This window comes from Methylobacterium brachiatum (assembly GCF_020523825.1).
Taxonomy (GTDB): Bacteria; Pseudomonadota; Alphaproteobacteria; order Rhizobiales; family Beijerinckiaceae; genus Methylobacterium; species Methylobacterium brachiatum.
Genome location: NZ_JAJALK010000009.1, coordinates 61,797 through 88,645 on the forward strand (window position 1 = coordinate 61,797; position 26,849 = coordinate 88,645).

At 70.3% G+C, this 26,849-nt stretch carries 29 protein-coding genes; 14 read left to right on the forward strand and 15 right to left on the reverse strand.

The genetic code is table 11. The annotated features are described in order from the left end of the window. Positions 1-117 precede the first annotated feature (117 nt). The 4 genes from LGR69_RS19580 to LGR69_RS19595 all read left to right on the forward strand — a co-directional run bounded on the left by LGR69_RS19580 (position 118) and on the right by LGR69_RS19595 (position 4,461). Positions 118-474 carry a hypothetical protein gene (locus LGR69_RS19580; protein ID WP_230367058.1) on the forward strand — a complete coding sequence of 119 codons (357 nt, stop codon included), beginning with the start codon at positions 118-120 and terminating at the stop codon, positions 472-474. A gap of 153 nt (positions 475-627) precedes the next feature. After that, positions 628-1,068, forward strand: a complete 441-nt coding sequence (locus LGR69_RS19585; protein ID WP_230367059.1) for a hypothetical protein — start codon at positions 628-630, stop codon at positions 1,066-1,068. A 613-nt stretch (positions 1,069-1,681) separates the two neighbouring features. Further along, positions 1,682-1,837, forward strand: a complete 156-nt coding sequence (locus LGR69_RS19590; RefSeq protein ID WP_230367060.1) for a hypothetical protein — start codon at positions 1,682-1,684, stop codon at positions 1,835-1,837. Between the two features lie 1,121 nt (positions 1,838-2,958). Next, on the forward strand, positions 2,959-4,461 hold the full coding sequence (locus tag LGR69_RS19595; protein WP_230367061.1) for a radical SAM protein: 1,503 nt from the start codon (positions 2,959-2,961) through the stop codon (positions 4,459-4,461). Between the two features lie 112 nt (positions 4,462-4,573). Here the strand turns inward: LGR69_RS19595 and LGR69_RS19600 are convergent, their stop codons facing one another. Both LGR69_RS19600 and LGR69_RS19605 read right to left on the reverse strand, forming a co-directional pair. After that, positions 4,574-5,632 (reverse strand): phytanoyl-CoA dioxygenase family protein, encoded by a 1,059-nt coding sequence (locus LGR69_RS19600; protein ID WP_230367062.1) that lies wholly within the window; start codon positions 5,630-5,632, stop codon positions 4,574-4,576. Positions 5,633-5,977: 345 nt separating this feature from the next. After that, the gene (locus LGR69_RS19605) at positions 5,978-6,202 is read right to left on the reverse strand and encodes a hypothetical protein (protein WP_230367063.1); all 225 of its coding nucleotides are present in this window, start codon (positions 6,200-6,202) and stop codon (positions 5,978-5,980) included. Between the two features lie 59 nt (positions 6,203-6,261). Between LGR69_RS19605 and LGR69_RS19610 the strand changes: the two genes are divergently transcribed. After that, positions 6,262-6,657, forward strand: a complete 396-nt coding sequence (locus tag LGR69_RS19610) for a hypothetical protein (RefSeq protein WP_230367064.1) — start codon at positions 6,262-6,264, stop codon at positions 6,655-6,657. A gap of 238 nt (positions 6,658-6,895) precedes the next feature. On the opposite strand, the gene LGR69_RS19615 is transcribed toward LGR69_RS19610, so the two are convergent. From LGR69_RS19615 to LGR69_RS19625, 3 genes are read right to left on the reverse strand one after another with little or no spacing between them, the layout of a single operon-like run. Then, a complete protein-coding gene (locus tag LGR69_RS19615) occupies positions 6,896-7,075 on the reverse strand; it encodes a hypothetical protein (RefSeq protein ID WP_230367065.1) in 180 nt (59 codons plus the stop codon). Further along, positions 7,068-7,325, reverse strand: coding sequence for a helix-turn-helix domain-containing protein (locus LGR69_RS19620; protein WP_230367066.1), 258 nt, complete (start codon positions 7,323-7,325; stop codon positions 7,068-7,070). Before LGR69_RS19620 ends, LGR69_RS19615 begins: the two co-directional genes overlap by 8 nt. Continuing rightward, positions 7,325-7,588, reverse strand: a complete 264-nt coding sequence (locus LGR69_RS19625) for a hypothetical protein (protein ID WP_230367067.1) — start codon at positions 7,586-7,588, stop codon at positions 7,325-7,327. The genes LGR69_RS19620 and LGR69_RS19625 overlap by 1 nt, the downstream gene beginning before the upstream one ends. A 485-nt stretch (positions 7,589-8,073) precedes the next feature. Here LGR69_RS19625 and LGR69_RS19630 point away from each other — a divergent pair, with 485 nt between their 5' ends. Beyond that, positions 8,074-8,325: a hypothetical protein gene (locus LGR69_RS19630; RefSeq protein WP_230367068.1), complete on the forward strand. Its 252-nt coding sequence runs from the start codon at positions 8,074-8,076 to the stop codon at positions 8,323-8,325. A 10-nt stretch (positions 8,326-8,335) separates the two neighbouring features. After that, positions 8,336-8,605, forward strand: a complete 270-nt coding sequence (locus LGR69_RS19635; RefSeq protein ID WP_230367069.1) for a hypothetical protein — start codon at positions 8,336-8,338, stop codon at positions 8,603-8,605. 380 nt (positions 8,606-8,985) lie between these two features. Here LGR69_RS19635 and LGR69_RS19640 read toward each other — a convergent pair whose 3' ends face one another. Beyond that, complete coding sequence (locus tag LGR69_RS19640) at positions 8,986-10,437, reverse strand: discoidin domain-containing protein (RefSeq protein WP_230367070.1); 1,452 nt, start codon at positions 10,435-10,437, stop codon at positions 8,986-8,988. A gap of 155 nt (positions 10,438-10,592) precedes the next feature. Here LGR69_RS19640 and LGR69_RS19645 point away from each other — a divergent pair, with 155 nt between their 5' ends. After that, on the forward strand, positions 10,593-11,999 hold the full coding sequence (locus LGR69_RS19645) for a discoidin domain-containing protein (RefSeq protein WP_230367071.1): 1,407 nt from the start codon (positions 10,593-10,595) through the stop codon (positions 11,997-11,999). A 129-nt stretch (positions 12,000-12,128) separates the two neighbouring features. On the opposite strand, the gene LGR69_RS19650 is transcribed toward LGR69_RS19645, so the two are convergent. Both LGR69_RS19650 and LGR69_RS19655 read right to left on the reverse strand, forming a co-directional pair. Further along, on the reverse strand, positions 12,129-12,413 hold the full coding sequence (locus LGR69_RS19650) for a Dabb family protein (RefSeq protein ID WP_230367072.1): 285 nt from the start codon (positions 12,411-12,413) through the stop codon (positions 12,129-12,131). A 299-nt stretch (positions 12,414-12,712) separates the two neighbouring features. Next, entirely contained in the window at positions 12,713-13,306 is a 594-nt protein-coding gene (locus LGR69_RS19655; protein WP_007558918.1) for an acyltransferase, read from the reverse strand. An 841-nt stretch (positions 13,307-14,147) separates the two neighbouring features. Here LGR69_RS19655 and LGR69_RS19660 point away from each other — a divergent pair. The 6 genes from LGR69_RS19660 (at position 14,148) to LGR69_RS19685 (ending at position 19,981) form a co-directional block, all read left to right on the forward strand. Continuing rightward, positions 14,148-14,933, forward strand: a complete 786-nt coding sequence (locus tag LGR69_RS19660) for a hypothetical protein (protein WP_230367073.1) — start codon at positions 14,148-14,150, stop codon at positions 14,931-14,933. A gap of 414 nt (positions 14,934-15,347) precedes the next feature. Continuing rightward, positions 15,348-16,115: a glucose-1-phosphate cytidylyltransferase gene (gene rfbF / locus LGR69_RS19665; protein ID WP_230367074.1), complete on the forward strand. Its 768-nt coding sequence runs from the start codon at positions 15,348-15,350 to the stop codon at positions 16,113-16,115. Positions 16,116-16,128: 13 nt separating this feature from the next. Next, complete coding sequence (gene rfbG / locus LGR69_RS19670) at positions 16,129-17,268, forward strand: CDP-glucose 4,6-dehydratase (RefSeq protein WP_230367075.1); 1,140 nt, start codon at positions 16,129-16,131, stop codon at positions 17,266-17,268. After that, entirely contained in the window at positions 17,265-18,527 is a 1,263-nt protein-coding gene (locus LGR69_RS19675; protein ID WP_007558910.1) for a class I SAM-dependent methyltransferase, read from the forward strand. Before rfbG ends, LGR69_RS19675 begins: the two co-directional genes overlap by 4 nt. 6 nt (positions 18,528-18,533) lie before the next feature. Further along, the gene (locus LGR69_RS19680; protein ID WP_230367076.1) at positions 18,534-19,079 is read left to right on the forward strand and encodes a dTDP-4-dehydrorhamnose 3,5-epimerase family protein; all 546 of its coding nucleotides are present in this window, start codon (positions 18,534-18,536) and stop codon (positions 19,077-19,079) included. After that, entirely contained in the window at positions 19,076-19,981 is a 906-nt protein-coding gene (locus LGR69_RS19685) for an NAD-dependent epimerase/dehydratase family protein (protein ID WP_230367077.1), read from the forward strand. Before LGR69_RS19680 ends, LGR69_RS19685 begins: the two co-directional genes overlap by 4 nt. 121 nt (positions 19,982-20,102) lie before the next feature. Here the strand turns inward: LGR69_RS19685 and LGR69_RS19690 are convergent, their stop codons facing one another. From LGR69_RS19690 to LGR69_RS31885, 7 genes are all read right to left on the reverse strand, one after another. Further along, entirely contained in the window at positions 20,103-20,690 is a 588-nt protein-coding gene (locus LGR69_RS19690; RefSeq protein WP_230367078.1) for a metallophosphoesterase family protein, read from the reverse strand. Positions 20,691-20,811: 121 nt separating this feature from the next. After that, positions 20,812-21,615: a 3'-5' exonuclease gene (locus LGR69_RS19695; RefSeq protein WP_230367079.1), complete on the reverse strand. Its 804-nt coding sequence runs from the start codon at positions 21,613-21,615 to the stop codon at positions 20,812-20,814. Between the two features lie 108 nt (positions 21,616-21,723). After that, positions 21,724-22,053 (reverse strand): DUF6634 family protein, encoded by a 330-nt coding sequence (locus tag LGR69_RS19700; RefSeq protein WP_230367080.1) that lies wholly within the window; start codon positions 22,051-22,053, stop codon positions 21,724-21,726. 66 nt (positions 22,054-22,119) lie between these two features. Beyond that, on the reverse strand, positions 22,120-24,372 hold the full coding sequence (locus tag LGR69_RS32080; RefSeq protein ID WP_230367081.1) for an AAA family ATPase: 2,253 nt from the start codon (positions 24,370-24,372) through the stop codon (positions 22,120-22,122). Next, positions 24,369-25,241, reverse strand: a complete 873-nt coding sequence (locus tag LGR69_RS19710; RefSeq protein ID WP_230367082.1) for a metallophosphoesterase — start codon at positions 25,239-25,241, stop codon at positions 24,369-24,371. The genes LGR69_RS32080 and LGR69_RS19710 overlap by 4 nt, the downstream gene beginning before the upstream one ends. A gap of 154 nt (positions 25,242-25,395) precedes the next feature. Further along, positions 25,396-26,394: a hypothetical protein gene (locus LGR69_RS19715; RefSeq protein ID WP_230367083.1), complete on the reverse strand. Its 999-nt coding sequence runs from the start codon at positions 26,392-26,394 to the stop codon at positions 25,396-25,398. Positions 26,395-26,485: 91 nt separating this feature from the next. Further along, positions 26,486-26,614, reverse strand: a complete 129-nt coding sequence (locus LGR69_RS31885) for a hypothetical protein (RefSeq protein ID WP_268868681.1) — start codon at positions 26,612-26,614, stop codon at positions 26,486-26,488. Positions 26,615-26,849: the final 235 nt, after the last annotated feature.

Consider the following 26,849-nt stretch of genomic DNA (forward strand, 5'->3'; position numbering starts at 1 on the left):
CTCCGGCGACTGGATGGAGCTGAGCGTTCTCCGGGCCGCCCCGCACCGGCGCACCGGGCGATCAGAATTCGTGGTCCGAACCGGGGGTCCGGAAACCGAGGCGATCCCATCGCGATCTTGGATGCCCGTCCCGCGCCATCGGCGGGCCAGGGGCTGCCCTTCCCGACGATGCGTGTCCCGTACTTGGGCCGCTATCGCTACGTCTACGATTTCGAGCGGCATGCGGCGTGTGCCGGCGAAGTCGTGACGGTGTTCGGGAGCGCCGCCTCGATCTCGCCGGCCGTGATCATCCTGCGTCGGTCCACTGTGCTCGACGAGATGCGCGCCTACCCGATCGTCGCGCCGGACAACCCGCTACCGGATCCCGTGCGGGTCGGGCGCTGGCACGTCTCCATCTCGATCGTGTCCCATTGCGCCAATCGCGAATGGGCGGCCCCGGTCGCTCACTTCGATATCGCGGTGGTGGGGTCATGACCGACTGGCTGGCCTGGATCCTGTGCGCGCTCGGCGTCGGCCACCACCGGCCCAGCGCCTACGCGCTGGCTTCCGACCCGATCATGATGTGCTGTTCGTATCCGTCTGGGCCACGACGTCGGTAGCCTGCATGTCGACCGGCGCCACCCTGATGTGGCGGCGCTGGAAGCACATCACGATGACTGCCAACGCCGCTCGGTTTATGGCGCCACGTTCCTGCTGATTGGTTTCGACCTCTCCATGAGCGCTGTGACCCTTGTTCGTCGCGGTCGATCGCCTGAAGGTTGTGATCCTGGGTCTTACGGCGGCTGTCACCGTCACCGTTACCGTGGTGGCCATCGCCCCTATCTCGCGGATCTTCCGGGCTGCCCGGGACGACAGGGGGATCCAGCGTGGATTGGGGAGCCGCTCGTCACGACAGTAGTTTCGGCGTTCACCGGCATCGTCGGGGCCTTCTTCACCGACTTGGCCACCCGACCGAACAACCGAGCCGACGCCCATGCGGTCGAGGCCCAAACGGAACTCACCGGCATCTCGGGCTTCCAGATCCTCGTGCGCGAGCTGCAGGCCGCCGTGTTCAGCTTGTACAGGTGATCGAGAAGCAGGGCGGTCAGATCGAGAAGCAGAGCGCCGAGATCGCAAAGCTCCGCGGCGTGGTTTCTAACTTGCGCGCCGCTCTGGAAGACGCCCTGTCCAAGTGGCGCGGTGGGGAGCCGGCCCCGCCTCCGAAGCAGAGGGGAAACCGCGCAGGGGCGTGCGGAGCAAAGCCGTCCGAGCCCTGACGCCGGCCGTTCCCGTCCTAGTAGCGGGGGGCCAGCCCAGCCACGGCGCGTCAGGAATCCGTTGAGCTGGCCCAGGTGCTCACCGAGTTCCGAGAGCAACGGGCGGAGGACATGGCTCGACTGGGTTCGGGTCAGCCACAGCGGCGCGCAACTCGCCGAGGCGGAGAAGGGACGCGATCGGTGGCAGGCCGACGCGGAGGAGCTCGAACGGCTCTGCATGCAGAACGGTAGCCCGATGCCGACCGCACCCGACGAGGGCGCCTGAAGCCTGGCACTTGATCCGCCGCTCGCGATGCTTCCCGCGCCCCCCTTCAACCCCGCCGGCAACCGCCGGGCGGGGCTTTTTTAGGCGCCAAGCGCTGCTGTCGGAACGACCGAAGGCCAGCCTGGATTGTCCAGCCACGCGCAATCCGAGGATCCATTCGATGCTGAAAGTCACCTACATCGATTTCCACGAGAAGGCTGGAAGCGCCGTTCACAGCGGCTGGTACATCACCGATGGGAACGGCGCGATCGTCGGCGAAGCGCATCGCTATGCCGATCAGGCCAGCGGTCTGCAGGCGCTCATGGCGTTGTGTTGATCTACCGCCCCTGTCGATCAGCAAGCCCGCCCGGCTCAGTGCCGCGGCGGGCTTGCTTTTGCCTATAATCCATCTCGCCGACCATGCGCTTCATAAGGTTGCGAGCGTCCGAGATAGCAGTTCATCGTGCTGCCTCAACGACAGGGAGGCATTAAAATAACCACTATCAAATAAAAATTCACTTCGAAGCGCGAAATCAACCCTAGCTTGAGATTGGAATAGTTTAATTAATTAGCGAGTTTTGTTCGGACGCATCTTACACAATACGACGATTAAATCCAAAATAAAACATCGATCCGTCAACAATATCATATGCTGCCATTTTAATAATCAGTTTATAATAATGGCTTTAGCAGAGAAATGTTTTTAATATCCGCTGGATATTTTCGCTGATCTGGTGGACCGGGCGGTAACTATTGTGCGGTGGGTAACGGCTACTGTGACCCTTCGTACTGTCGTGGCAACTCGTGCACATCCGCGGACGCTCGAAGGCAAACTCAGCTCGCCCGGTTCGCCGGCGCGGGCTTTTCCGTGACCGGCTGCCGGAACACCCCCTTCACCATCTCGGACAGAGGAATGAGCCGTATGAGTGGAGCGCCCGTTCAGGGCCCATGGGTACCCCCGCGCAGACGCCAGAGAACGGCCTAACCTCTAGCGTGGATGCATTGGCCGTACTGCCGGTTCTCGTGTTCGTCGAACGCTGGCGCCTCATCACCGGCGAGCCGCCTGCCATTCTGCTCAGCTCGCGCGCTGAAATGCTAACGTGGCTAGTCCAGAGTTCGCCTGTAGCGCCGCTTGAGCGACCGGTCCCCACCTGGAACTGTCAGCGCTGCCCCAGCAGCCCCGCGCCGTAACCGCTTGGGACCAACGCGCATCACGAATAGCGGTGCGGATGGGTTTAACCGCTCGTGAGATCGGACAATCCCCCAGGCCGTGAGCAGATCGGGGTGGGGCCGAGCCCGGGATCGAGCTGTTTACGCGTTGACAACCTTATGACCACATTTCAGCTTCTGGTTGATGGTCCAAGGTTGGCCGTGCCTTCGAAGTGTCGTCTGCCTGGGCAGGCACGACGATGCGACGAACCAACAAATGGCTCGCCGCCCGATACGAGACGCGCAGAGATGATGAGCACCGAGAGGCCCGCAGACGAGTTCGTGCCAGGCCTAACCCTGACCCAGTTTTTCCGCGCCGAGGCTGACGCTTTATCCACGGTGACGGTGATCTTGGCCACCTGGGGCCGCAAACCAGAGGGCGCGGTAACGCTACGTCTGCGCCGGGTGAAGCGCGACCTCAGGCCCCGCATGCGTTCATGGACTACCCTCTTCGGATCTCGCCGGCGCAGCTACTTCAACGCCCTCGGGGACGATGATGGAGAACTCCTCGTCGCGTTGACGCTGACCGAGGACGACATCGACGACAATATGTACGTCACGCTGCATCTTCCCAAGCCGGATGTCCGCGCGGGTGACCTGCTCGTCCTGACGATTGAAGCTATCGGCTCCCAGCCCGGCGCGGCCGCCACGGCATGGATGTCGAGTGGGACGGAACGCTTGCCTGGACACGTCGCGCTATACAGCCGGCAGTACCACCAACTGGAATATGGCCTACGCGCCCGGACCGCCTACGCCCCTCTGCTGGCCGATACGCCGGTCCCAACGCATCTTATGTGGAGCCCGGTAACGCAGTGCAATCTCAACTGCCCGCACTGCATCTCGCAGGAGACGCGCAAGTCGGTCAAACGCTTGCCCGAGACGATAAGAGATCAGATCCGTTCGTGGGTCGCCGCCGGGCACCTTAAGGAGATCGCCAGCGACTATAGCGGTGACATCCTCTGGGCAGACGCACGCTTCGGCGGCGAGCTCGACTTTCTGATTGATCTCGACGTGTCATTCGTCATCGATACCAACGGCTCGCACCTCACCCCGGAAGTCAGCGAGCGCTTGGCACGCTCAAAGCTGGATCACTTGAGCATCTCCCTGGATGCAGCAACAGAGGAGACGTTCCGGCGCGTTCGCAAGGGGGCCCCCCCGCTGGCCAAGGTGATCGAGAATATCCGCTCCGCCGTGCAGGCGCGAGGCCGTCTCGGCGGTACGCACCGCATCGCCATCAGTTTCACCCTGATGCGCAGCAACCTCGATGAGTTCCCCGACTTCCTGCGCCTCGCGCACTCGTTAGGATTGGAGATTGTCTACGCCCGCCATCTGATGCCATTCACACCAGAGATGGCGGAGGAATCGCTTTGGCACGAGCGCGAACGCTTCAACGCGGTCCGGCTAGAAAGCATCGCGCTGGCAAACGAGTTAGGCATTAGTCACTTGTTCATACCGGAGCCGTTCACGACAAAGAGGGTCGTCGGACGCCTCCCATGCTCCATACCATGGTATGGGGCAGGCGTGCTGGGCAACGGCGACGTGCTCGCCTGCTGCGTGCCCGGCCTGAAGATGGGAAATCTGCATGAGAACACGATGGAGGAGATCTGGAACGGCCCACGCTACCAGGAGCTGCGCTGGTCGGTGAACTCCGCGAATCCACCTGCACCCTGTAAGACGTGCCCGATCATCCGCGATATCAACGATCGCGATAGCTACCTAATTCACGAAGCGAAGGCTCGGCTGGTCGCCTAGCCCTCCCACGCATCAATCGGACATCGCCAGCGCCGATCAGCCTACGCTCACACATCATCGCGTATCCTCGGAGGCAGCAGGCGGTGGGACCAAGCCGGTGATGGGATCGGCGCTACCGCGCAATCTGATTGCGCACCTTGATGTCAGGGCTTGAGGCCCCGCAGGTCGGCAGGCTCTCGACCGGACCGTGCACGGCCGAGGTCGACGCCGACAAGTCGTGGTAGCAGACGCAGCCTTCAGCAAAGTAGTGATGCACCAGGGCCTTACGGGAGCGCTGCATGTCGGCCCGGGCCGATCCGCCGTGCAGCAGGTTCGCATGCCAGAACAGCACGTCGCCCTTGCGCGCCGTGAAATGCGCCGGCTTCGCTCCGTGCTCAGCGATCTCGCTTTTGATCGCAGGCTCATAGTGCTCCGAGTAGGCGCTGTAGCCACGCTCACGGAAGTCGTCCGTCGAGATGCCGACATCGTGGCTGAACAGGTACGGCAGGCGATGGGTACCGGGGTAATAGACCAGTGGTCCCGCATCGGCGTGGATGTCTTCCATGGCGATCCAGCAGGCGGCCAAATACCCGAGCGGGTAGGTGGTCATATGGATCGAGTCCGAATGCTCGGATTGCTGGCTGCCCTTGTGAGACGCGATGGTCTGAAACGGGATCGCCGGTCGACCCAACACCATACTGCTGAAGTTGACCAGCACCGGGTGTTTCAGGAGCTGATCGAGCTCTTCCACCTTCAGGTGCGGGTTCAGGTAGCGGCCCGGGTGAGGATCGTCCTCCGCGGCTTTCTCTGCCCCTAGGGTGACATCGCCGCGAACGATCGCGGCCTCGTAGGCGGCCCAAGCCTCGTCGATCGTGTCGGGATCGATCGCGCCACGCAGGACGTGGTAGCCGTTCGCTTCCCAGTACCGGCAGATTTCCGCCTGTCTGGGTGTGATCTCCCGGCGAGATAGGCGCCGCTCAATGATGTCGCGTGCGTCGGGCTGATCAAGCCACGGGCTCGGTCCGGACTCGGGGAAGCTTTCGGCGCGGAAGAGCTTGATGCAGCCAATGTCGACGGGGATGTCGGCATCGACCTTATGAGATGGGCCCCGGCTCAGCTCCGGCGTGACCGGAAGCGCATCGTCGCGTCCGAGCGCCAAGTTGAGCGCGGCCGTCTTCAGAGTGCGCGCCACGCCTACAGCTCGCGCAAGGCTCGGTGCCATTCCTTCTCTCCAACCCTACTCAGTTCCGTTCTTCGAGAGATCACGGAGGATAATCACGGCACCACGAAGGCAGGACGCCCTCGATCATGTGACGATCCGCCGGCCAAGTGAAGCCGATGTTAGGTGTGATATTCCGCCTTCAAATCGAAAGGGCCAAATCAGCCACGGCAAGCCGGAGGTTACACCTGCGATGAAGGGTGGCATGCCCCCCCGCCAGCCCGTGATCAGATCGGGCGGCGGAGCCAACGAGCCGGTCCAGCCCGCACCAGGCAACTCCAGTCGTAGCTCGGCCGGATGTCAGCGAGCCCCGCCGGATTAGGACTGAGCGATCCGCTTGATCGCAGCGGTGATCTCATCACGCAGCAGGCTCTCATCCAGTTCAGGATCGTCGAGGTCGACACCCTCCGCACGTGCGGCATCCTTCAGGCGTCCAATCTCCTTGGTTACCCATTCATCAAGCCCGCTGTCCCGCTGGGAAGGATCGTTGCGGATGTTCGCGGCGATCCAGTCCCGCATGAAGCTTGATGCCTGTTCGGCCACGGCGGCTCTCCTGTTCGGCGCCACGCATACGCCGACCGAGGGGACCCGCGAACCCATCGTTGAGGCCGCACTCCTACCGCCGGGCCATCTCAGATCTCCTGCCCGCCGTCGCCACCTGGCGCGACAAGCGCGAACGCATCTCCGAGCGCGCATCAACCTGCCGCGACCTCACGCCGATGCAATGGACGAAGCTGCGTGAGTCAGCCCTCGACTTCTGCGACCGGTTCGGCGCCGAAGCTGATCGGCACGGCTGGATCGCTCGGCAGCTGTTCGGCGTCCATCCTCAGCACGGCACGCTGCGCGTCGGCTATTGCGGAGCGCTGATGATCGCTGGCGACCGGGTTCATGGCGTCGGGGCCGACCGCATCGTGATCGAGCGAACTGCAGCACGCCGGGACAAGCAGGGCCAGGAGTGGGGCCCGCCGATTTGGGAGTTTGCGGTGAAGGGCGGTTAGGGTTCCTGCGGCTCGCCCATCCCGATCTGATCCAGCAGATCATTTCCGGCCTGCGTCAAAAACCACCGCGCCTCGCGATGCCCAATCCGCGTCCGCTCCTCGACGAGGCCGAGGTCAGCGAGCGCAAGCTCGACTTACGGTGGGCTGCTGCTCGCATCCCGTTCCCAGCGTGGTGACCGCAGGCGCGGAGGGCAGTGACGTGCTGTCGGTCGGGGCGTTCGGGCGGCATGGGGCCGAGCTACCGCGGGTCAGCCTCGACCAGACCCCGTTTCGCGGCCAGGCGCCACACATCGGCATCGCTCCGGATGAAATCACCGATCCGACGGTGCTTCGGCTCCTCGCCGGTCGGTGCGATCTTGACACCGGAGACCTTCAGGGCTGCAGCTGCCTCGTCAATCGGGGCCGAATCCTCAAACATGCGGCGAGCCAGACGCGACCGTCATCCGGCAGTCTTCGTCGTCCAAACGCTCGGGCATCAGCGCCTTCAGAATACGGCGGGCGTGCCGTCCACCTCCGAGTCCGCGCTCCAATTTGCTGATCGATCCCTGAGGAACGCCGAGCTGATGAGCAAGATCATCCTGAGACAGGCCAAGTTCGCGTCGCTTGTTACGGATAAGCAATCCGATCGGCGGAACGGACCCCTGAGCGATGTCGGTCTCGTCGGTCATCATACCATCACCGGGTGCGCCAGCAGGATTGCGGTGCGCGCCGCATGCTGCTTCTGCCGTCGAGTCGCATGGACGTCGGCGAGAATTAGGGTAGCGAAAGTGCTGGCCTGAATGGCTGCCTTGAGGTCGTGGACGCATCCGTCGGCCAGAGCACGGGGGGCATGCGATACGTTCGCAAGCACCGCGTCGACCGCCGCATTCACCTCCTCGTCGATGGCGTCCTTTGATTTGAAGAGGTCGGGGACATTGGGGTTCCAGGCCATGGCGAACCTCTACCGCGAGAGGGCAGGAGGCGTCGAATCGGTCGCGCACAGTTCAAGAAAGTGTTGAGGGCTGCGGGAATATGAAATCCACGAGCATGCTGATGGATGCAAGCGTGATGTCAGCCCCGAAGCCCACGACCGCACCAAACCCAAACCCAACTGATCTCCGAGAGATTTTGCTTCTCGCCGATCCAACGATCATGAGGGGCAAAATACCCACTGATTCCGTATGAGGTTTCCTGGTCCCACTTCGGCCTAAAGCTTTGATGCGTCAAGCTCGGCGCCCCCGGGATGCCGCCCGCTGTGATCGAGCCGTCCAAGGAGGCGAGCGCGGCCGCCCGACAAGGCGGAGCGGGTGTGGCCGTTGACCTCGGATCGAACATGCGAAGAGGGCGCTTCGTCCTGCGAGGGGTGCGTCCCCGCCTCGGACAAGGGAACCGAGAGGAGCGATAGACACCCCCATCCCGCTGCCTTAGCTCTGCACCATGACTAGGAACCCGACCGTTTTGGCGCCGCGGAACGCCTCTGACGTTACGGGCGGCGGGGTCACCGCGGTGGTCAATGCCGTGCTCACCGAGCTCGCCAAGGAAGCCTACCTGCTGGCGAATGGCTTGCCCCTCGACCGTGCGGCGGCAATGGCGAGCCACAAGGCGTTACAGGACGCCCCGCTCACCGATCGGGACCAGCGCCAGCGCGACATGGTGCGCGCACCGCGGTCTTGCTGTCACACCCGGTGAAGGGATGAGCATGGACGCACCTGAGATCCGAGCAGAGTGGAAACTCGATCTCATCGCTTTCCTGCTGCCCCAACTGAGGGGTAGCGATGCGGAGCGAACGAGCACGATCAACACCGTCATCGTGGCCTTGGACACAGCCCACAGCGAGGGACTGCGCCAAGCGGCTTCGTTCTGCCGGGAGATCGGTCGGGGTTCGAGGCGGGATGAAGAGATCGCGAGGGTGCTCGCCGTCGGCATCGAGAGAATGGCCCAGCAAAACGATACGGCGTCCAGGCGATAGGGGAGCCAGGGGCATTTTGCGCCACGACGCCTCGCGAAACCAAGCCGCCGCTCGACCGCGCAAGCCCCCCATGCGCGCACACGCCCAGCACTCAGGTCCGAACCCGCGACCGCCGTCCAAATCGTCGAGTACGCGCGCTGCGAGGCCGGGAGGCCACCCTGGTTCTGACCCACATCGAGCCACACGGCCCAGGGGGCAGCCAGCTGAACCCGTTGGTGGCGCGATGGCCGCTCGCCCACCGCGGGGGCCCGTGATCGGGGCGCCTTCGCTCACGCCCGATCGGGCACGGGGACGCCAAGTCGAACTCGGGCGCCGAGATCGGAGGCCGGACCGGGGCCCTGCGCATCGCCGCGGGCTCGAATGCGCGGCGCCGGATCGGATCAGATCGTCCCCTCGATACGCAGGCTCGATTCGGGATACTCGACCATCATCCGGCGCTGTTCGGGCGAGTTGTTCCAGCTGCCCGGGCGGATGTAGTCGCCCGCGTCGAACACCTCGACCACGTTCCCCACCGTCGGGATTTCCCGGAAGCCGTGATCGTGGCCGTTCGAGAAGGACACCACGGTCTCGACGGCGTCCGACAGGTAGCAGATCGCCGGGCCCAGCGTCCCGAAGCCGAAGACGAGGTGCCGCCCATTCACCAGGGCGGCGGTATCCTCGACGATGGTCCCGCTCTGCACCGAGAACGGGATTGCGCGCGCCGCGAGGTGAGCTTCCAGCGCGTCGATCACCGGATTCAAGCGGTTTTCATAGACCAACTTGACCCGTGTGATGCGGCCGGCCTGCAGGAAGCGGTCGATGACGAGGGTGTAAAAGGCCAGCGGCGGCTGAATGTAGGCCGCGTTGACCCAGGTGCTGAACACGTCGCCCGAGCGGATGTGGACGATCAATTCGTCCGCGGGCTTAGGCGCGAACACCGGCGGCAACAGATTGTAGAGCGGGTGGATGATCGTCCGCACCGTTTCGCGCCTCTGGCTCGGCGTGAGCAGATCCCGGGCGAAGCGCGCGTGGTGCTCCAATTCCCAGAAGTAGCCCTCTAGGAACCAGCCGCCCGCGGGGAGCGGATGGGTACTCGGCAAGAAGGACAGGCCGCCGAGGTCCACCGGCTCGGTGCGCGCGATGACGCCGCTGGTGTCCCGCGTGGCGAGCTTGAAGTATCGAAGGCGGAACTTGCGCGCGACGGCGATCGCCATCGTGTGCTGCATCAGGCCGTTGCCGAGCGCGCCGTTGAGTACGAGCGACACGCCGATCAACGGGGCGTCGCGGGTGCCCGGCGCGCCGACGAGGGCGTAGCTCATCTGCTCGACCGCTCCAGGCACCTCGGCCAGCAGCGGGACGTCGAGGCCGAGGTCCTCGCGCAGGCCGATCAGCTCGTAGGCCGACCTTTCGACGAAGACCTCGACTTGGCTCAGCACCAGGGGCTGGCGCTCGTCGAGGGACACCTTGACGAAGCGCGCCCAAACCAGGCCGGCGAGGGGGAGCTGCAGAGGGATCGCCTGTCCGCGCGCCCGAAAATGCGTCAACCCGGCATGGATCAGAGTCCAGTTCGACCCGTCTTCCGAGACCTCGACCCGGAGGGACCGGGCGGCCTCCCGGGCGTGCTCGCGCCGATTGTGGACGACGATCGCCGATAGGGGGAAGCGCCGTTCGAGATCGACCTGCCACCACGCCGGCTCGTCCGCGTCGGTGTGGGCATTGTATTCCGGGCCGAAATCGCCGTTTACGAGCCCGTCGGGCTCCAGTGAGCACCATCCAGGCCGTGAACTCTGCGTCGCCGGCTTGCCGAGGGCGACGTTGACGAAGAGATTTGGATCGTCGAAGGGCGCGGTCATCGCAGGCGTCTGAGCAGGTGGCGCGCGCGCGGTCAACCGCCCCGTGCTCCGGCAGTCAATACGGTCCTGCACCCGGGGGCGGCTTGCCTCACCGAGGCTTGGACCGTTAGGCGACCGAAGGCGCGCGTGGCGCGGGCTGGGGACGGGTGCAAGGTATGGCCGCGACAGCCGATCGAAGCGGGGACCTGATCGATCTCGCGATCACCGGGGTGGTCGCCCGCTCGTCAGGTGGGATTACCCCGGCTTTCCCCGAGGGGGAGGGGGAGGCACCGGCGGGCGCCGACCGAACGCTCACACTTCAGGTCGACCTCGGCGCGCGCTTCCCGATCCACGCGGTCTCGGTGAGCCCGGTCGGACCGGGGGAGGGCGATGCACTGCGGCTCGCGGTCTCCTCCGACGGGCGGACTTGGTCGGAGCCGGAGACCACGTCGCAGATCGCCGCGGACGGCGCGATCCGCGCGCGCGTCGGGGCCGGGCCGGCCGGCTGGGCCCGCCACGTCCGCGCCACGCTCCCCTCCGGGGTCGGGTCGAACGACGCGCGCCTGCAGGTCTGGTGCGAGGCGGCGGCGCTCGACCTGATCAGCCTCCGCGCCCGGCTCGGCGTCGCTTTCAACATCCTCCACGAACGTCCGGGCGCGGTGCTGCACACCTCCTACAGCCTCGTGAGCGCCGAGCGCCCGCGATCGAAGGCGCTCGTTGGCATCGCGCTCCTGGAGAACGGCGCCTTCGGTAATTGCCTCGTGCAGTACGCCATCGCCATCTCGGTCGCGCGCGCACTCGGGTTGAGGCTCATCAAGATCCCGAAGGTCGATCGGAGCCAGGCGATTTTCCTGCGCGAACCCCTGACCTGTCGAGAGATCACGTTCATCCCCGCCGACGGGCCGCTGCCGGACGACGGCTATTTCCTGTCGGGGATGTTCTTCGACACGCCGTTCCAGCCCCTCGTCGCGGCGCGCGACCCGCTACCGATGCGCGAGATCGTCCACAGCTACATCCGGCCGGTGTTCAACGGCCTGCCGGCGGTGTTCCCGGCCAAGCCTGAGGATCAGCTCATCATCCATATCCGTTCCGGCGACATCTTCAGCACTTGGATCGACCCGAACTACCCGCAGCCGCCGCTGGCGTTCTACCGGATGGTGATTGAGCGCCTGTGGCGAGAGGGCCGCATCCGATCGGTCAAGCTGGTGTTCGAGAACCGGGCGAACCCGGTGATCCCGGCACTGGAGGCCTATATCGCGGGCGCCGGGCTTGCGCTGACGACGCAGAGCGGCACGCTCGTGGACGACGTCGCGGCCATCGCCGACGGACGCTACCTGGTCTTCGGTTTCGGCTCGTTCGGCCCCGGCGTCTGCCACATATCGGCGCGCGTGGAGCAGGTATTCTACTTCTCGTGCAACTGGCCGCAGGGCTTTCAATCGATCGAGACGGTGGGCCAGGCCATCGAGGTCCGGGACGTCGGGGGCGGGTACATGAAGATCGGTGACTGGGCGAACTCCGAGGCTCAGCGCCGGCTGATGATCGAGTATCCGGCGGAGAATTTGGCCTTCGACGACCGGATCTGAGCGAACAGCTCACGGACCGAGCGAGGCGGCCTGCCCGGACCCGTCCCCGGCCGCCCCGCGAACGGCTGTGATCCCGTGACGCGACACCCCCGCGTTCCCGAACCGGCGCCCACTTCGGCCGCTAGCGCGCTAGTCGGCGACCTGCACGGCCTCCGCGACCTCCGATAGCCGCTCCAGCGCGGCCGTGTAACCCGCCAGGGCCTGGAACGCGTCGCGCGCCTCCTCGCTTCCGAAGACGACGACGAAGGCGTGCGTGAAGTCGTCCCGCGCCCGCGGATCCACATCCGGGCCGTAGGCCAAGGAGGCGACCTCGCCGACCCGGTCGCACAGCGCGATCAGCGACTGGAGCGCGGCATCGCGCTCCGGGGGGGCTGCCCCGGCGCCGAACCGCAGGAGCAAGGTATGGCGGATCATCGGAGGGCCGCGCCGCTGACGCCTGTGGCCGGAGCGGCCGCGGCGCCGGTCCAGACGCCCCCCTCCGATCGGATGATCCCCGTCCGATCCTGTTTGCCCCTCACGCGCCCTCCCTCGTCGCCACGGCCCACCGAAGCGGGCCGTGCCGATCCGCTCCACCAGCCCCCCCCGCGTGAGCGACGACGCGAAGGCCGGCGCGCGCCCGCTCGAATCCCCAGCCCTTAGCCCGGCGATACCCCGAGCGCTACCGGCCCGGCCGAGCATTCGGATCGCCCGGCCCACCCTCGCGGCGGCGCGCGTCAGTGCCGCCAACCGACGCCCGAGCGCAGGAGCCGGGCCGGGTTGCCCACGATCAGGCTGTTGGGCCCGAACCCGGCGGTGACGATCGAACCGGCGCCGACCACGGAATCGTGGCCGATGCTCGCGCCCTTCAGCACCATCGCCCGCGCCCCGACCCAGACGTGTTCGCCGAGGCGGATATCCGCGGCCTGGTTGATGCGCTCGCCCGTGGTGACGTCGAACACCGTGTGATAATCTGAGGTGCTGAACACCGTGTCGCCCGCGATCAGGCAGCGCGCGCCGATGCTGATCTGGCTGCCCTCGTGCGTGCTGAGGCTCACCGCGCCCGCGAAGCCGACCTCGCGCCCGACGTCGATGCGCGCGCCCGCGCCGAACGCGCTCAGGCTCAGCCGGCCGATCACGCAATCCGGGCCGATCGTGATCGAGGCGTGGGAGCCGACGGTGAGCGAGACGTCGCCGCTGGTCACGGGCCCGTCGATCTCGACGCGCGCGCCCTCTCCGGTGAACAGGATGCTGCCGGTGGAGTAGCGCCGGAACTTCTCGGACAACACGATGGTGTTGGCGCTGAGGTTGCCTTGGATCTCGACCGTCATGCCAGCCTGTTCCGGGCGCGCGAGATGCGCCGAGACCCGTTTAGTGCCCCGCCGGCCGACACCGCAATCGTCGGGCGCGGGAGCGGGTATCTCGCTCGCCCGGCTTGGCCGCCCGGGACCGTGCAACCGGCGCCGTCCCCGGGGGCCCTTGACCGGCATCCCGCATACCGGAATGCCCTCACGCCGCCCCGAGCCGCCGCGCAGTCGCGGACGTCTCACGACGGGCTGTGCGGTGATGCGATCCCGCCGATCCCGAGCCGCTGACGGATCGCGCGCCGCCCCCGGCGCTCATGGGCGGCGCGGCGAAGCGATGGGCGGACGGCAGGTGCGGACGGCATGCGCGCCGATGGGCACGCGTCCGCCCGGATCGCCGGATACCGGATGAGCGCCCCAGCCCCGCCGCAGCGGCGGAGCGATCCGGGCTGCTGGCTCCGGGTTCGGGCGGATGCCGTCGGCTGTCCCACCGCGGCCCCCGGGGTCGCAACCGCCCGTTCGCGGCGTCCTCTGCGCGGTCGAGCCGCGGTCGCACCTGTCCCGCCCGGCCTCGATCTCGGACGATGACGCCGCCGTCCGGGCGGTCGATGGCGAGGACAGCCGGGCCCGGTTCCTCGTCGCTCGCATCCGCGAAAGTCCCGGGCTTGCGCATGCATCAAACACGCGGCCCGCATAGACGCCCGTCATCGCTCGGACGGGGACCGGGCCCGGCGCGGCCGTCTGCGACGCGGCCTCACCGATTTGGCCGGCGCCCCCTCGTCATGCCGCTCGGCAAGCTTTATCAGCCTCGCAGTGGCCGCGACCGACGCTGCGCGGCCTCCCCCGTCGTCGGAGCCGCCCGCAGACCATGTCGATCCGGACCGCCGCCGTCATCTACCTCGCCCGCGGCTACGACGCCGACCACGCGGAACGGTTCCGGCGGTTCGTGGCGTCCTATCGGGCGCATCCGGCCGGCCACGCGCACCGGCTCTACGTGATCTTCAAGGGCTTCGCCGACGCGGCGCAGCGGGCGGCCGCGGAGGAGATCTTCGACGGCGTGCCCTTCACGGCGATCGACACCGACGACCTCAGTTTCGACCTCGGCGCCTACGCGGACGCCCTGCGCAGCGTCGGCGAGGATCACGTCTGCTTCCTCAACACCAACGCCGAACTCAACGCGCCGTCCTGGCTCGCCAAGCTGCTGCGCAATCTGGAGATGCCCGGCGTCGGCATGGTCGGCGCCACGGGCTCGTTCGAGAGCCTGCGCTACATCAACCGCCTGTTTCCGGCGTTTCCCAACCCCCATCTGCGCACGAACGCCTTCGCGATGCGGCGCGAGCACGCGGTGGCGCTGCTCGGCGCCTACGCCATCGCGACCAAGCTCGACGCCTTCTTCGCGGAGAGCGGCCCCGACGGCCTGACCCGGCGGGTCCTCGCCCTGGGTCTGACCTGCCTGATCGTCGGCGCCGACGGCCGCGGCTACGCGCCGCCGCTCTGGCCGATCAGCGAGACGTCCCGGCAGGGCGCGCAGGCCAACCTCCTCGTGCACGACAATTACACCCGCGGCTACGAGGCGCTGGGCTCCGGTGCCCGCGCGGAGGTCACCCTCGCATCCTGGGGCCGTGCGATCCCCGCCACGGTGATCGAGGCGTAGCTCCCCGCCGGGCTCGACGGGGTCGGGACCGGCGCGCTGGCGGATGGCGGCGGCGAGCCGGCAGATCTAGGGTGCGATCGACGCCCACGGGCCACCGCGCTCCGTCCGGCCGGGGATCCGCGGCCACCCAGATCGGGATCGCCCCGGGCGGACCGCGTGAGCGCGCCGATGGCGACGGCCGGCCGCGATCGGGCGGGCGCCGCGAGGCCGGCACAGCAGCCCCCGTGATCGGGCCAGGTCGCGGTCCCGATGGCGGGCTGCGCGGGCGGCGGCTTGAACAGCATCGGCCTTCGCGCGTAAGCCGCGCGGTGTCGGTGTGGGAGGTCGGTCGCCGCGTGGCGGTCGAGGCGCCCCCCTCGCTGCCGTCCGGGCTGCCGCCCCGAGGGAAGCGACGGGATGGCCGGGGAGGGATCGATGAAGGCGGTGATCTTGGCGGGCGGGCTCGGGACGCGCCTGTCGGAGGAGACCGGGACGCGCCCGAAACCGATGGTCGAGATCGGCGGCCAGCCGATCCTGTGGCACATCATGAAGGGCTTCGCCGCCCACGGCGTGCGCGAGTTCGTGATCTGCCTCGGCTACCGGGGGTACATGATCAAGGAATTCTTCCTCAACTACCGTCTCCACCTCTCGGATGTGACGGTGGCGACCGGCTCGGGTGACATCGAGTTCCACCGCTCCGGCGCCGAGGACTGGAGCGTGTCGCTGATCGAGACCGGGCCCGAGACCATGACCGGCGGCCGGCTGAAGCGCGTGCGTCCCTATCTCGGGGCCGAGCCGTTCTTCATGACCTACGGCGACGGCGTCTCCGACGTCGACCTCACCGCGCTCGCAGCCTTCCACGCCGCCCACGGACGGATGGCGACGCTGACCGCCGTAGCACCCCCCGGCCGGTTCGGCGCCCTGGAACTGGAGGGCGACGCGATCCGCAGCTTCCGCGAGAAACCCGCGGGCGACGGCGCCGTGATCAACGGCGGCTTCTTCGTGCTCGACCCGCAGGTGCTCGACTACGTGTCGGGCGACGCCACCGTCTGGGAGAACGAGCCGCTGGAGCGGCTGGCCCGCGAGGGACAGCTCCAGGCCTTCCGTCACGCCGGATTCTGGCAGGCGATGGATACCCTGCGCGACAAGAACCAGCTTGAGGCGCTCTGGGCCGCGAAGGCCGCCCCCTGGAAGATGTGGTGATGGGGGGCGTGCGATGACCCTGCGCAACCCGGATCCGGGCTTCTGGGCCGGCCGCCGCGTGTTGGTCACCGGCCATACCGGCTTCAAGGGCGCTTGGCTCAGCCTGTGGCTCGCCCGCCTCGGGGCCCGGGTCACCGGCTACGCGCTGGTGCCGGAGACCGAGCCGAGCCTGTGCGCGCTCGCCGACTTGCCCGCGCGGATCGACAGCCGGATCGGCGACGTGCGCGACCTCGCCGCGCTCACCGCCTGCGTTGCCGAGGCGCGGCCCGAGATCGTCCTGCATCTCGCCGCCCAGGCCCTGGTGCGGCCCTCCTACACCGATCCGGTGGGCACCTATGCCAGCAACGTCATGGGCACGGTCCACCTGCTGGAGGCGGTGCGCGCCTGCCCCACGGTCCAGGCGGTGGTGATCGTCACCAGCGACAAGGCCTACGAGAACCGCGAGTGGGTCTGGGCCTATCGCGAGGATGAGCCTATGGGCGGGCGCGATCCCTATTCCAACTCGAAGGGCTGCGCCGAACTGGTCACCAGCGCCTATCGCGCCTCGTTCTTCGGCGCGAGCGGCCATCCGGCGCGCGTCGCCAGCGCGCGGGCGGGCAACGTCATCGGCGGCGGCGACTGGTCGCTGGATCGCCTGGTCCCGGACGTGGTCCGCGCGTTTGGGCGCGGCGAGCCGGTGGAAATCCGCGCGCCGGGCGCCGTGCGGCCCTGGCAGCACGTGCTGGAGCCGCTCTCGGGCTATCTGCGCCTGGCCGAGGCCCTGTGCGGCGACGACGGGGCTCGCTACGCCGAGGGCTGGAACCTCGGCCCGGCCGACGCGGATTGCCAGCCGGTCTCCGCGGTGGTGGCCGGCCTCGCCCGGGGCTGGGGCGCGGGCGCACATTGGCGGCTCGCCGCCGGCACGCACCCGCACGAGGCCACCTTCCTCAAGGTCGACGCCTCGAAGGCGCGCGCGCATCTCGCCTGGGATCGGCGCCTGCGGCTCGCCGAGGCTCTGGACTGGACCGGGGCGTGGTACCGGGCGCAGGCGCAGGGCGCGGATGCCGCGGCGCTGACCCTCGAACAGATCGGGCGCTACGAGGCGCTGGCGGTGTCCGGGGACCGGGACTCGGCGGACAACGTGGCGGGACATTGGGTGGGAGACTCGGCATGAGCGCGGCGACGGACACCCTCACGGCCCCCGCGCCCCGCGCCTGCTGCCGGTCCTGCGGCGCGCCGCTCGCCCGCACCGTGGCCGATCTCGGCCTGTCGCCGCTCGCCAATTCCTACGTGCCGCCCGAGCGCGCGGGACAGGGCGAGATGGCCTATCCGCTCCACGCCTTCGTGTGCGAGCGCTGCTGGCTGGTGCAGCTCGAAGCGTTCGAGAGCCCGGAGCACATCTTCTCGGACTATGCCTACTTCTCCGGCTTCTCCGCCGGGTGGCTGCGCCACGCGGAGAGCTACGTCGCCGCCATGGCCGAGCGCTTCCGGCTCGGGCCGCACAGCCGGGTCGTGGAGGTGGCCAGCAACGACGGCTACCTGCTGCAGTACTTCGTCGCCCGCGGCGTGCCGGTGCTGGGGGTCGAGCCGGCCGCCAACGTCGCCGCCGTCGCGCGCGCGAAGGGCGTGCCGAGCGAGGTCGCGTTCTTCGGGCGCGCCACCGCGGAGCGGCTGAAGGCGGAGGGCCACGGCGCCGACCTGATGGCGGCCAACAACGTTCTGGCCCACGTGCCCGACATCCTCGACTTCGTCGCCGGCTTCCAGGTGCTGCTGAAGCCCGAGGGGGCCGGCACGTTCGAGTTCCCGCACCTGCTGCGGATGATCGAGCACAAGCAGTTCGACACGATCTATCACGAGCACTTCTCCTACCTGTCGCTCGGCGTGGTCTCCGGAATCCTAGAGCGCTCGGGCCTGCGGGTGTTCGACGTCGAGGAGTTGCCGACCCACGGCGGCTCGCTGCGGGTGTTCTTCTGCCACGCCGACGGCCCGCACGCGTCGACGCCCGCCGTGGCGGCGGTACTCGCCGACGAGCGGGCGGGTGGGCTTTTCTCGGCGGACGGCTACGCGCGGTTCGCCGACGCCGTGGTCGAGATCAAATGCGCCAGCCTGGAGTTCCTGATCGGCGAGCGCCGGGCGGGCCGGCGCGTCTGCGCCTACGGGGCGGCGGCCAAGGGCAACACCTTCCTGAACTATTGCGGCATCGGCCCGGAACTGGTCGCGGCGGTGGCCGACCGCTCGCCGCACAAGCAGGGCACGCTCCTGCCCGGCAGCCGGATCCCGGTGGTCTCGCCCGAGGCGCTGCTCGCCCTGCGCCCGGACACCGTGCTGATCCTGCCGTGGAACCTGAAGGCCGAGATCATGCAGGAGATGGAAGGCATCCGGGCATGGGGCGGGCGCTTCGTCACCTGCATCCCAAGCCTGACGGTGGAGTGAGCCCGCGTGATCTTCGAGGAACTGCCGCTGGCGGGCGCCTACCGGATCGGGCTCAGCCCGCACGCGGACGAGCGCGGCTTCTTCGCCCGGACCGTGTGCGAGGACACCCTCGTGGAACGTGGCCTGGTCGGTCGGTTCAAGCAATCCAGCGTATCGTTCAACCTGCGCCGCGGCACGGTTCGCGGGATGCACTACGCGGTGGCGCCGCACGCCGAGACCAAGCTCGTGCGCTGCACCCGGGGGGCGATCCACGACGTGATCGTCGACCTGCGCCGGGATTCGCCGACCTACCTGCGGGCGGCCGAAATCGCGCTCTCGGCCGAGAACCGGGCGACGCTGTACATCCCGGCTGGGTTCGCGCACGGCTTCCAGACGCTGCGCGACGACACGGAGGTGCTGTACATGATCGACAGGGCTTACGTGGCCGGGGCCGCCCGAGGCCTGCGCTGGGACGACCCCGCCCTCGGCATCGCCTGGCCGGAGCCGGTGAGCGTGATCGCCGAGCGCGACCGCGCCTTCCCGGCCTGGGACGGCGCGGATCCGGGCGCATGAGTTCGGGGGCGCGCCGCGTCCTCGTCACCGGCGCCACCGGCTTCGTCGGCACCCACGCGATCCCGGCGCTCCGGGCCCGCGGGTTCGAGATTCACGCGCTGGGCCGCGCGCGGCCAGAGGCGTCGACGGTCGCGTTCCACCCGGTGGACCTGCTCGACGCGGGGGCGGTCCGGGCGGCGGTTCAGGCAGTCCGGGCGAGCCATCTCTTGCACCTCGCCTGGTACGCCGAACCCGGCCTGTACTGGCGCGCGGCGGCCAACCTCGACTGGGTCGCGGCGAGCCTCGCGCTGGTCCGTGCCTTCCGGGAGGCCGGCGGCGGGCGGGCGGTGGTGGCGGGCACCTGCGCCGAGTACGCCTGGGGGCCCGAGCGCCTCAGCGAGGACGCGCCCTGCGTCCCCGCCACCCTGTACGGGGCGGCCAAGGACGGGACGCGGCGGATCCTCGCGGCCTACGCCGGCGAGACCGGGCTGTCCCTGGCCTGGGGGCGGCTGTTCTTCCTGTACGGGCCGGGGGAGCGGCCGGGCCGGCTGGTCGGCGACGCGATCCGGGCGCTGGCCTCGGGCGCGCGCTTCGCGACGAGCCCGGGCCACCAGCGCCGGGATTTCAGCCACGTGGCGGACGCGGCCGGGGCGTTCGCGGCCCTGGTCGAGTCCGACGTCGCGGGCCCGGTCAATGTCGGTTCGGGCGCGGCGGTGCCGGTCCGGGTGATCCTGGAGCGGATCGGCGCGCTCACCGGCCGCCCCGACCTCATCGACTTCGGCGCCCGCCCGCTCCCGGCGAGCGAACCGGCGGGCATCGAGGCGGCGGTGACGCGGCTGCGCGACGCGGTCGGCTTCCGCCCGCGCTACGATCTCGACGCCGGCCTGCGCCAGACCTTCGCGGCCCTCGGCCCGAAACCGTAGGGCGCCGCGGCGCGGGGCCGCCCGCGCCTGGACGCCCCGGTCACCGAGTTCCGCCCGATCTCCGGGTCGGGCGGGACGGGGGCCGCGAACTTCCAGCTTGAGCGGGGCGCCCGCTCACCGCTCACGATTGCCCATCCGCGTCGGCGTCCGCGCCCGGATGATCCCGGCCCGCGGCGGCGAGCCGGAGTTCGTCCTCCAGGAGCGCGTTCCCGGCCATGCGCGCGAGAGCCTCGGCCAGCGAGACCGGCGCGTAGCCCCAGGCGTCGACCCCGACATCCTCGGCGTGGCGCGTGCCCGGGATGGTCCCGTGCGTATGCCCGTAGAGGTGGACCGCGCCGGCGTGGATCCGGTGCCACGACCGCAGGGCGTAGTGGCACAGCACGACGCGACGCCCCGCCACCGAGATCGCGTGCAGCTGCCGCGGCGGCGACGACCACGGCAGGCGCAGAGTCGCCTTGTGGTCGTGGTTGCCCACGATCAGGTGCTTGCGCCCGTGCAGGCGGGCGAAGACGCGCGCGAGGGCGACCGGGTCGAGGCCGAGGGCGAAGTCGCCGAGATGCCAGACGTCGTCGCCGGGCGCCACCCGGGCGTTCCAGCCCCGGACCAGGGCGGCGTCGTGCTCGGCGATCCCGGGGAAGGGCCGGCCACAGAAGCTCAGGACGTTGGCGTGGCCGAAATGGGTGTCGGCGGTGAACCAGGTATGGGGCATGGGGCTCTCCCGGTCGGGCGCGGCGCGGGCAGGTCGGGGCGTCCGGGACCGCGGCGGGGTCTGGATGGTGGAAGCGGGCGGGGCCGGCCTGGGTCTGAGCGCAGCGGCTTCGCTCCGCGCGTCACCCGGCGCGGCCGGCGGCGGCGTCCGGGGGGCGCCACGCGTCGAGGAACGCGCCGAGATGGGGACGGCCGGCGCGCTCGCCGGCGAGGTAGGCGGACAGGCCTGCGAGGGCCTCGGCGTGGCCTGCCGGCGCCTGGCGCCCGGTGAGCAGGGCGTAGCGGCAGTACAGGCCGAACAGGTTGAGCACGTCGCCCTCGCAATAGGCCCGCACCCGCTCGACCTCGCCCGCCAGGATCATCGCCTCCACGTCGCCGCCGTGGCCGCCGATCTTGCCCGGCAGGTCGAGCGCCCGGGCGGCCTCGTCGAGGGAGAGGCGGGCGCAGGCGCCGTAGGTCGAGAGCGCGTCCATCAGGTCACAGTGCCAGCGCTCGCTGTACCGGTTGGTGTAGCCGTGGCGGCCGCCGTCCCCGTGCCAGCCGCGGGCGGTGAGCCCGTGGACCATCGTGCGCTGCATCAGCACCGGCAGGTCGAAGGCGCGCCCGTTCCAGGTCACGACGCGGCTCGGCTCCCGCGCGAAATATCCCCAGAAGCCGCGCAGGAGGCGCGCCTCGTCCCAGTCCGGCGCCCCGCCGGAGCGGCACCCGGTGACGGCGTAGCGCTCGAAGCCGTCCCCGTCCGCCTCGATCCGGGCCTCGACCACGGAGATCGCGACCACCCGGTGCCAGATCGGCTTGGGGAACTTCGCTCCCCACGCGGCCGGCATCCGGGCGCGGTCGGGGGCGGTCTCGACGTCGAGGCACAGGAGCCGGGTATGCGGGGCGGAGGCAGTGGGCGGGCGTGGGGTCTGGCGGGCGAGGTCCATGGCAGTGTCCTGTCCGATGCCGGAGCCGTGCGGGCTCCGGGCTGGCGCGCGCGGCGGGCGCGGGTTGAGCGTGGGGCGGGCCGGGTCCGCCGGCCCGCGGCGCGGCGGTCACACGAGGGAGCGGCCGAGGCGGTAGAAGCGCGAGACCGTGCGCGCCCAGCCGGCCTCGGCATCCAGCGCGAGCAGCGGCGAGGTGACGACGCTGCGCCGGCCCGGCAGGCGGGGGTGGCCCTCGGCCGTGCCGATCAGCACGCGCTCGACCGTGGGCACCAGGCAGTGGCGCCAGTCGACCAGGCGCGGCGCGCCCGCGAGGTCGCGGGCGGTGGGGGCCGCGCCGACCGTGACCGCGTCGAAGGCGGCCAGCGCCGCCTCCAGGGTCACGGCCTCGTCGACGGACATGTACAACTCAAGGCTGGGGAAGTCGGAAGCGGCGGGCATGGGGGTCGATCCTCTCGATCGCGTTCGCGGGGGAAGGGTGGCGCGGGCGCGCCGCCCCGGGGATTGTCAGGCGGTCGGGGGGAGCCCGGTCCCGGCGGGGCCGGGCGGGACGGGATGCCGCGCCGCCTCGGCCGGATCGGGGGCCGGGCCGGGCGGCCGGGGACGTCGTCCGGCCGGGACGCGGACCCGCGGCGGGTGGGCGGCGGCGATGGCGGCGACCTCGGCGCCGGTCTGCACGGGCTCGGCGAGCAGGGCCTCGGCGAGGGCGCGGATCGCCGCCCGGTCCGCCCAGACCCGCCGGGCGGCTTCCGCCTCCAACCGGCGCAGGTCCGCCTCCACGAGATCCGCGAGCGGGGGGTCCGCGCGCAGCAGCGCCAGCGCCCCGGCCTGCTCGACAAGGGCGCTGAGCCGCCCGCCGAGCCCGAAGCTCGCGTGCACCGCCGCCAGGAGCGCGGTCGCCGCGGACAGGTCGGCGCTCGCCCCGGCATGGGCGCCGGCGCCGAGCCGCACGTCGGCCGCCCGGCCGGCGAGCAGGCCGATCACCCACCGCTCCAGGGCGGCGCGGTCGGGCGTCGGGTCGCGGAACCGGATCACGGTCACCCCCTCGTGCCGCGGGCCGACCCGGAGCGTCACCTCGACCACGTCCTGGCCGAGGCGGTGGGCGACGACCGCGTGCCCGGCCTCGTGCAGGGCGACCGCCCGGCGCTGCTCCGGCGGACGCGGATCCACGGGGGTGAGCTCGGCGAGGAGATCGCCGAGCGCGAGCGCGCGGCCCTCACCTTGCGCCCGCCGCCGCGCGGCCCGGACGTAGCCGGCGAGCACCGCCCCAGTCGCCCCCTCGGACAGGCGAATCGCGGGGGCGAGGTCGGCGTCCCGGAGGTCGTCGCCGAGATGGACGCGCAGGATGGCCAGGCGCGCGTCAGCATCGGGCGGACCGATCTCGAACTGGCGATCGAACCGCCCGGGCCGGAGCAGGGCCGCGTCCACCCGGGACAGGTCGTTGGTCGCCGCGAGCAAAACCACGCCCGCGCGACGCACCTCCTCTACCCTGAGTAGTACAAATGTGATGACCGGCAACCACCAGTCAGCACCACGGTCGTTGAGCCGGCTACGATTCGGCAAGGCGTCGAGCTCGTCGAGAAACCCGACCGCGGTGCCGTTGGCCTTGGCCGCCACGCCCAGCGCGTCGAAGAAGGACGCGGCAGACTTCACCACCCCGTCGAGGTGTCCCGAGGAGCCGGTGAACCACTCCGCCACGCTGGTGGTCACGAACGGCACGCCCGCCTCCGCGGCGAGGGCGCGGGCGAACGTGGTCTTGCCCGTCCCGGGGATCCCGAAGAGCACGGCTCCCTCCAGCAGGCCGGCCCGCATCTCGCCCCGGCGCACCCGGGCGATGTCCGAGACCAGCGCCGTCGCCCAGCCGTGGGCCGGGCCGTAGCCCGCGAGCTCGGCGAGGGGCGGGGCGGCGCCACCCTGTATGGGCCCGAGTCGGGCAAGGCTCGCCCGCCTCAGGCGCGCGGCGCACGCCCCCGGGCTCGACCCGGGGCGCAGGGCCCCGGCGACGTCGAGGAGGTCGAGCCCGGCGAGATCCTCCGGGGCGATCGCCCGGCGCGGCCGGCACCCGCACCAGATCGCGATCGCCCGGGTGACCAGGCGGGCGTCGAGGGGCGGCACGGTGAGGGCGTGGTCGGCGGCCGCCGCGAGGGTCGGGGCGAGCCAGGCCGCGTCGGGGGCGATCGCCACCACCGGCCGCCCCTCGGCGAGGAGGTCGACCGCCTCGCGGTCCGGATCGCGGGCCGCCGACGCCCGGGGCCGGCTGGCCTGAGTGAGGCGCCGGGCTTGGCCGCCGCTCGCCGCGGCGATCACGCCATCGACCGGCGCGACCCAGGCCGGCCCCGGGACCGCGACCGCCACGACGATCGGCTCGCCCGCGCGCAGGGCCCGGCGCAGGCCCGGCGTCAGGAGCGGGTCGAGGGCGAGCTCGGCGAGCAAGCGCAGGGATGACACCAGCCCGTCGGCCCGGCGGATCCCGCGCCAGCCCCGGCGCGTCGCGGTCTCGGCCGCGGGATCCGACCACAGGTCGAGCCCGGTCTCGAAATCCGCATCTCCGGCGTCGATGGCATCGCCGTCGACACCCGGGACGGGCGGGGGATCCGGCAGCAGATCGGACTGGAGATCGGGAAGGTCGTCGGGGCCGGCCGGGGCGGGTCCACCCTCGGCCGCTGCGCGCGCCCGGACGATGCCCTCAGGGGGCGCCCCGTCGCCGCCGATCCCACGAGTCGCCGGATCGCTCCGGCCGCTGCGATCGCGGGGGCTCACGGGCGGTCCTCCCGGCGCGGGGCCAGCGGGACGTCGATGACCCGGGCGGGATCGAACGTCGCCCGGCACTCGTCGCGGTAGCCGTGCGGGTTGGCCACCAGCCGCGTACGACCGACCACCCGGTCCACGGGGTGGTGGGTGTGGCCGAACACCCAGAGGTCCGGCGCGCCGGCCGCGATCAGCTCGCTGAGGTCGCTGGCGAAGGCGGCCGAGAGCGGGTCGCGGCCGTAGCGCGGGGCGATCCCGGCCGGGTGCGGGGCGTGGTGTGAGACCACCACGGTCGGTCCGGGGAAGGGGCGGGCGAGCGCGGCCGCGAGGAAGGCGTGCGAGGCCGCGTGCAGTCCGGCCGCCTCCTCGGGACGGAAGCCCCGCCGGGCGTCGCCCCAGGCGATCGCCCGGTGGTCGCTGAGGCCGCGCCGGGCGACCGCCATCGCGACCGGGCGGTGCCGCTCGCCGAACAGGCGGTAATCGGTCCAGAGGGTGCAGCCTACGAAGCGCACGCCGCCGATCACCGCGGCCTCGTCCTCCAGGAAAGCGATGCCGAAATCCGCGGCGGCGGCGCGGGCGCGGGCGAGCTCGATCGAATGGGTCCCGCCGTAGAACTCGTGATTGCCGGCCACCGCGACGATCGGGGTGGACCCCGGGACGACGCGGCGCAGGTGGGCGAAGCCCTCCACCGTGCCGGCACAGGTGTCGCCGGCGACCACGAGGAGGTCGGCGCCGGGGGCGAGGCGGAGCCTGCCGGTATCGGCGACGTCGACGTGGAGATCGGAGACGACCTGCACGCGCAGGCGGGCGGACGGCTCCGGCGGCCGGGCCGGAGGAACCGGCGGAGGATCGTCGACGGGTCTGGGATCGTGAGCGGACATGGGGGTGCTCCGGCTGACGCGCGCGGGCGCGGCGTCGCGATCGGACGAGGGGCGAGGAGGCGGGAGGGGGGTGACGCGACCGGCAGCGGTCGCGCGGGGCGCGGATCCGGCTCCCGGTCTCGGCGGTCCGGTCGGTCCGGGCCGCCGCGGTGGTTCAGGCCTCGGCCCAGAGGCTGCCGGGCCGGTTCGTGCCGGTGACGACGCGGCAGGCGTTGGTCAGGGAGGGCAGGGCGACGTCGCGCTCGACCCGCAGCAACCCGCCGCGCCCGCTCGGGCGCAGCACGCCCGCCTCCGCCAGCGCCCGGCGCTTGCGCGACAGGCAGAGCTGGATGCCGGGATCGTCTGCGGGGGTCACCCGCGAGCCGGCGCGCAGCACCGTCCACGCGCCCGCTGCTACGGCCTCGGCGCGCACCCCCGCCCAGGCCAGCACGTAGTGCCGGGCGTCGGCGCGGGCGAGGAGCCCCGCGGGCAGGTCGAGGCTGTAGCCCTGGAGCACCGGCTCGGGCACGGGGCGGATCGCCGGATCCGGGGGGAGCACCACCGCCGGGCGCGGCGCCTCAAGGGAGTCGGGAAGCACGGCGACGGAGCGGGGGCGCAGCCGCGCCCCGGGCGGCTCCAACAGGCTGCAGCCGGCGGCGACCAGCATCGGGCGCACAGCCCGGAGCCAGCGCGCGAGCTGCTCGGGGTCGGCACTCTGCAGCCACGAGCGCTGCGGCGGCTTGCCGACGACCCGGCAACGGCCGGCCCTGTGGGCCTGCGCGGTCAGCCCGTGCTGGAGCGCCTGGATGGCGTCGCGGCCGAACGCGTCGTCGTGGCAGGCGATCAGCACGACTTCGTCCGCGGGCAGGCGCGGGTCGCGCCGGTGCTCGGCCGTGCGCACCTCGCCGTCGAGCGTCTCGCCGACGTAGAGCTCGATAGGCCGCTCCGGCGAGGCCGAGGCCATCAGCAAGTAGGCCAGCGGCCGCCGCCGGAACGGCGTCTGGCGCAGGAGATGGCCGACCCGCTCGATCGGCGCGGCGCCGACGACCAGGGCGGTGTCGGGTGAGGTCACGAGGCGCACCTCGGGCGGGCAGCCCTCGGGGCTTCGGACGTTGAGGCGCGGGTGGTCAAGCGGTGCGGCGAAGCCGCCCACGAGGTGGGGCATATCGGGCATGATTTTCCGTTCCGGCTGAACGCATCGACCGGCGCCGGGGGCGAGACCGGGCGGCGTGGTCGGCGGCGTGTGGGAGGGACTCGCGGCGGCGCTAGGCGGTGAGCCTGGCGAAGGCGTCGGCCGTGCGCGCGGGCACGACGGGCGGCGAGAACCGGAACGGGGGAAGGGGGGGCGGGGCTTCCGCGCGGGCGCGGGCCTCGCTATAGGCGAGTGTAGCCATGGTCCTGTACCTTACCTATGGGATCACGGTCAGGCCGGCGAGGGTATGTCCAGTACCCTTGTCGGCCGCCCCTCTCAGGGGAGGGCAGACCATGCGAGTCGAAATCGACTTCGCACATACTATCTAGGTCGGACGGCCGCCTCACGCAATCGCGGACTACAAGCGTAGTTAAAACTTAACCTTATCTTGATGGGTTGAGCGGGCACCGCTGGAGATAGCCGCTGGGCGGAGCCTG